Source organism: Streptomyces sp. NPDC058459 (genome assembly GCF_042721685.1).
GTDB lineage: Bacteria > Actinomycetota > Actinomycetes > Streptomycetales > Streptomycetaceae > Streptomyces.
This window is the reverse complement of the sequence record NZ_JBHXLV010000313.1, coordinates 1-5,037: the sequence shown is the minus strand read 5'-3', so window position 1 is coordinate 5,037 and position 5,037 is coordinate 1. Positions and strand designations below refer to the sequence as shown.

The window sequence follows — 5,037 nt, the reverse complement described above, 5'->3', positions numbered from 1 at the left end:
GCCGGCACCGGCACGGTCGTCGCCGAACACCGACCCAGGACAGCCGGGGGGAACGACCGACCATGACCGACATACGACCGCCTCACCGAGCCGCCGCGGGACCGCGCTCCCCTCGGCCCGCCCCGCCGACGCTGCGCAGCTACCACGCCGGGGCCGGCGCCGGCATCGACGGCCTGGCGGTGCGCAGGCACGAGCCGCGCGGACCCGGCAGGGGAGAGGTGGCGGTCGCGGTCCACGCCGCCTCGCTGAGCTTCCGCGACCTGCTCGTGGTGCGCGGGCAGTACGTCCTGCCGGTCAAACCGGAGGTCGTCCCGGTCTCGGACGGCGCCGGCGAGGTCGTCGCCGTCGGGCCGGACGTGCGGCGGGTGCGGCCGGGCGACCGCGTCACCGCCGCCCTGTTCCCCAGGTGGCTCGACGGCCCGCTGAGAACGGAGTACCTGCCGCAGCTCGGCGGCTCGCTCGACGGCATGCTGACCGAGCTGGCCGTCCTCCCCGAGGACGCCCTCGTGCCCGTCCCGGACCACCTCTCCTACGCCGAGGCGGCAACCCTTCCGTGCGCCGCGGTCACGGCGTGGAACGCGCTGACCGGGGACGGCCGCGGCCTCCAGCACGGGCAGACCGTGCTGGCCACCGGCTCCGGCGGCGTGGCGCTGTTCACGGTGCAGTTCGCCAAGCTCCTGGGCGCGAGAGTCATCGCCACGACGGGCCGCGCGGACAGGGAACGGCGCCTGCGCGACCTCGGAGCGGACGAGGTCGTCAACTACCGCGACACCCCGGACTGGCACACCGCCGCCCGCGAACTCACCGCGGGCCGGGGGGTCGACCGGGTCGTCGACACCGCCGGCGCGCTGGAGCACTCGCTCAGGTCGGTCACTCTCGACGGGCACGTCGCCTTCGTCGGGTCCGTCTCCGGTAACTGGCCACCCGTCGACCCCCGTCTGCTGTTCGGCGCCGCCGCCACGGTCCGGGCGGTGGCCGTCGGCAGCCGCGCCCAGTTCGTCTCGATGAACGACACCATCACCAGGCGTGGGCTCCGACCGGTCATCGACCGGGTGTTCCCGTTCGAGGAGGCCGCGGACGCGTTCAGGTACCACGAGTCGGCCGGCAACTTCGGGAAGGTGGTCATCCGGGTCAGGTAGCCCGCAGAGCCGGCCGGGGCAGCGCAGCCGCGCCCGCGCGCACCCTCTCCGGGCCCGTCGGCCTTACGCCGGGGCGGCCGAGCGGTGCGCCACATAGGCCAGCGTGCCCAGCAGCAGCCGGGCCGCCGGCGGGCGGGCCGCCCCGTCCAGCACTGGTGGCCTGAGCCAGCGCACCGGACCGAGGCCGCCCCGGTCGGAGGGCGGCGCGGTGATGTACGAACCCGGGCCGAGGCCGCGCAGGTCCAGCGCGGCCGGGGTGTCCCAGCCCATGCGGTACAGCAGGTGGGGCAGCTCGGCGGCGGTGCCGGGAGCGACGAGGAAGTGCGCGCGGCCGTCCGGGGTCGCGGCGACCGGGCCGAGGGGCAGCCCCATCCGCTCCAGCCGCACCAGCGCCCGGCGCCCCGCGGCCTCCGCCACCTCGATCACGTCGAACGCCCGGCCCACCGGCAGCATCACCGACGCGCCCGGCACCTCGGCCCACGCCCGGCTCGCCTCGTCCAGCGTGGCCCCGGCCGTCACCCCGCGCGCGAAGTCCAGTGGATGCGCGCCCGGCGCCGGGCAGTCGGCACGCCCGCACGAACAGGCGCCGCCCGAGGCACGCGCCCCCGGCACCACGTCCCACCCCCACAGCCCGGCGAACTCGGCGGCCGTGGTGCATTCCGGCGTGCGGCCGCGCCGACGCGTGCCGGAGCGGATCTCCCGGATGCCGCCGATCGTGAAGCCCATGCCCCCTCCAACGGGTCCAGCGCGCCGGTGGTTACGAAAAGGAGCGAGAGGGATCGCGAGGGATACGGAACGTGACTCCTCGACTCCGGCTTTCCCTCGATCCTCACGGGACAAGGCGGCGCATCGTGGCACGAACGGTGGTGAACGGGACTTCGCGCGCCCCCACGTGCTTCCCTCCGCCCACTGCCGGTCGTCCGGTGTCAAGTGAATCGCGCGGCGCTCATCGTGAGTTCATTCGAAGGGGTGGCGAATGGTGGCGTTTCAAGGATTGCCGTGGCTGGAAGGGTGATCGTGGGATTACTGTGAGTATGCGAGCCCCGGAGGCACATGCGCTCATGGGTATGCCGGAGGCAAGCCGTCAGCTCGTTCGAGGGGTGAGAACCACCGGACGGGCGGCCCGGTCCACCGGGATTCTGATAGGGCTTGGCGCATCCGGCGACAGGTGGATTCAGGGAATGGGGGCGTTCCAGTGGGCGGCAACGGCGGTGGCGGGGTGAACGCGGACAAGCGCCCCAACGACCTGCTCGGCTCGTGGTTCGTGCGCAGCGGCTGGTCCAAGGGCGAGCTGGCCCGCCAGGTGAACCGCCGGGCCCGGCAGCTCGGCGCCAACCACATCTCCACCGACACCTCGCGGGTCCGCCGCTGGCTGGACGGGGAGAACCCGCGCGAACCCATCCCGCGCATCCTCTCCGAGCTGTTCTCCGAGCGGTTCGGCTGCGTCGTCTCCGTCGAGGATCTCGGCCTGCGCGTCGCCCGCCAGTCGCCCTCCGCCTCCGGTGTCGACCTGCCCTGGACCGGCCCGCAGACGATCGCGCTGCTCAGCGAGTTCTCGCGCAGCGACCTCATGCTCGCCCGGCGCGGCTTCCTCGGCACCTCCCTCGGCCTGTCGGCCGGCCCCGCGCTCATCGAGCCCATGCAGCGCTGGCTGGTCCCCAACCCCTCCGCGCCCGCCCCGCCCGCGCCCGACCCGCTCCACGAGCCCCGCAGGCCCGGCCGCCTCTCCCGCCCGGAGCTGGAGCTGCTGGAGGCCACCACCAAGATGTTCCGCCAGTGGGACGCCCAGTGCGGCGGCGGCCTGCGCCGCAAGGCGGTCGTCGGGCAGCTGCACGAGGTCACCGACCTCCTCCAGGAACCCCAGCCCGAGGCCACCACCCGCAAGCTGTTCAAGGTCGCCGCCGAACTCGCCGAGCTGGCCGGCTGGATGTCGTACGACGTGGGGCTCCAGCCCACCGCGCAGAAGTACTTCGTGCTCGCCCTGCATGCGGCCAAGGAGGCCGGGGACAAGCCGCTCGGCTCCTATGTGCTCTCCAGCATGAGCCGCCAGATGATCCACCTCGGCCGCCCCGAGGACGCCCTGGAGCTGATCCACCTCGCCCAGTACGGCAGCCGGGACTGCGCCGGCCCGCGCGCCCAGTCCATGCTGTATGCGATGGAGGCCCGCGCCTACGCCAATATGGGCCAGCCCGGCAAGTGCAAGCGCGCCGTCCGCATGGCCGAGGACACCTTCGCCGACGCCGACGACTGGGACGAGCCGGACCCCGACTGGATCAGGTTCTTCTCCGAGGCCGAACTGCACGGGGAGAACTCCCACTCCTTCCGCGACCTCGCCTACGTCGCCGGCCGCAGCCCCACCTACGCCTCCCTCGCCGAGCCGCTGATGGAGCGCGCCGTGGACCTGTTCGCCAAGGACGGCGAACACCAGCGGTCCTACGCGCTCAACCTGATCGGCATGGCCACCGTGCACCTCCTCCAGCGCGAACCCGAGCGGGGCAGCGCCTACGCCTCCCAGGCCATGGAGACCGCCCGCAAGGTCCGCTCCGAGCGGGTGAACACCCGTATCCGCAAGACCGTCGGCGCGGCCGTGCGGGACTTCGGGGACCTCTCCGTCGTCGTCGACCTCACCGAACAGCTCGCCGTCGACCTCCCGGAGAGCGCCGACGCGGGCTGAGAGGCCCGCACGACCCACAAGCCCCGGCCGCGGCCGGTCCTCCCGAACTGCCCGACTCGGCTCCCCCATGCCAGGTCATCGTGAGGCCGGACGCGGCCGGTTCACGTATGCCCCACCCGCCTGTCGCTACGGCGACCCCGCCGCCGGTTGCGTCACGATGACGACCGGTATGCCCGGCAGCGGGCAGTTCATGGACGCGTAACACGCCAGGTGCCTTCGTCACCCCCACGAAACAGTCAGGGGCCCCGGTCGAAACCGCGCTGCGTCAGTCTCTGGCGCATAACCGGCCCACCCCTCACTTGACCGGACCGCCCAGGCACCGCCCGCACGGAGCCGTACAACCGATGAGGAGACGCCGATGGCAGCAGCCATCACGCTTGCCGCGGAGGCACCCAGACTGTCCGCCGCGAACACAGGCTTCATGCTGATCTGTTCCGCCCTGGTGCTGCTCATGACACCGGGCTTGGCCTTCTTCTACGGAGGCATGGTCCGCGTCAAGAGCACCCTCAACATGCTGATGATGAGCTTCATCAGCATCGGCATCGTCACCCTCCTCTGGGTGCTCTACGGGTTCTCCCTGGCCTTCGGCTCCGGGTCCGCCTTCATCGGCTGGAACACCGGCTGGCTCGGCCTGAGCGACATCGGGCTGACGGAACTCTGGCCGGACTACACCATCCCGGTGTTCGTCTTCATGGTCTTCCAGATGATGTTCGCCGTGATCACCCCCGCACTCATCAGCGGAGCCCTCGCCGACCGGGTCAAGTTCTCGGCCTGGACCCTGTTCGTCGCCCTGTGGGTCACGGTCGTCTACATCCCGGTCGCCCACTGGGTCTGGGCCTCCGACGGCTGGGCCTACAAACTCGGCGTGATCGACTTCGCGGGCGGCACCGCCGTCCACATCAACGCCGGTGCCGCCGCCCTCGGCGTCATCCTGGTCATCGGCAAGCGTGTCGGCTTCAAGCGGGACCCGATGCGCCCGCACAGCCTGCCGCTGGTCATGCTCGGCGCGGGACTGCTGTGGTTCGGCTGGTTCGGCTTCAACGCGGGCTCCTGGCTCGGCAACGACGACGGCGTGGGCGCCCTGATGTTCGTCAACACCCAGGTCGCCACCGCAGCCGCCATGCTCGCCTGGCTCGTCTACGAGAAGATCCGCCACGGCGCCTGCACCACCCTCGGCGCGGCCTCCGGCGCCGTCGCCGGACTCGTCGCCATCACCCCGTCCAG

The 5,037-nt window shown here is 72.2% G+C and carries 4 protein-coding genes; 3 read left to right on the top strand and 1 reads right to left on the bottom strand.

Features of this window, described 5'->3' with window-relative positions; genetic code table 11:
- Window positions 1–62 precede the first annotated feature (62 nt).
- Window positions 63–1,139, top strand: coding sequence for an NAD(P)-dependent alcohol dehydrogenase (locus ACFWN1_RS31565; RefSeq protein ID WP_384369619.1), 1,077 nt, complete (start codon window positions 63–65; stop codon window positions 1,137–1,139).
- Between the two features lie 63 nt (window positions 1,140–1,202).
- Here ACFWN1_RS31565 and ACFWN1_RS31560 read toward each other — a convergent pair whose 3' ends face one another.
- Complete coding sequence (locus tag ACFWN1_RS31560) at window positions 1,203–1,865, bottom strand: bifunctional DNA primase/polymerase (RefSeq protein WP_384369616.1); 663 nt, start codon at window positions 1,863–1,865, stop codon at window positions 1,203–1,205.
- A 469-nt stretch (window positions 1,866–2,334) separates the two neighbouring features.
- On the opposite strand from ACFWN1_RS31560, the gene ACFWN1_RS31555 reads away from it, so the two are divergent.
- Both ACFWN1_RS31555 and ACFWN1_RS31550 read left to right on the top strand, forming a co-directional pair.
- The gene (locus tag ACFWN1_RS31555; protein ID WP_384369613.1) at window positions 2,335–3,813 is read left to right on the top strand and encodes a hypothetical protein; all 1,479 of its coding nucleotides are present in this window, start codon (window positions 2,335–2,337) and stop codon (window positions 3,811–3,813) included.
- 358 nt (window positions 3,814–4,171) lie between these two features.
- Window positions 4,172–5,037: ammonium transporter (locus ACFWN1_RS31550; RefSeq protein WP_384369610.1), on the top strand; the 866-nt coding region annotated here is incomplete at its 3' end.

What these genes read in the sequence shown, in the direction of transcription:
- ACFWN1_RS31565 (WP_384369619.1), top strand. Translation starts at nt 63, where the DNA reads ATGACCGACATACGACCGCCTCACCGAGCCGCCGCGGGACCGCGCTCC.
- ACFWN1_RS31560 (WP_384369616.1), bottom strand. Translation starts at nt 1,865, where the DNA reads ATGGGCTTCACGATCGGCGGCATCCGGGAGATCCGCTCCGGCACGCGT.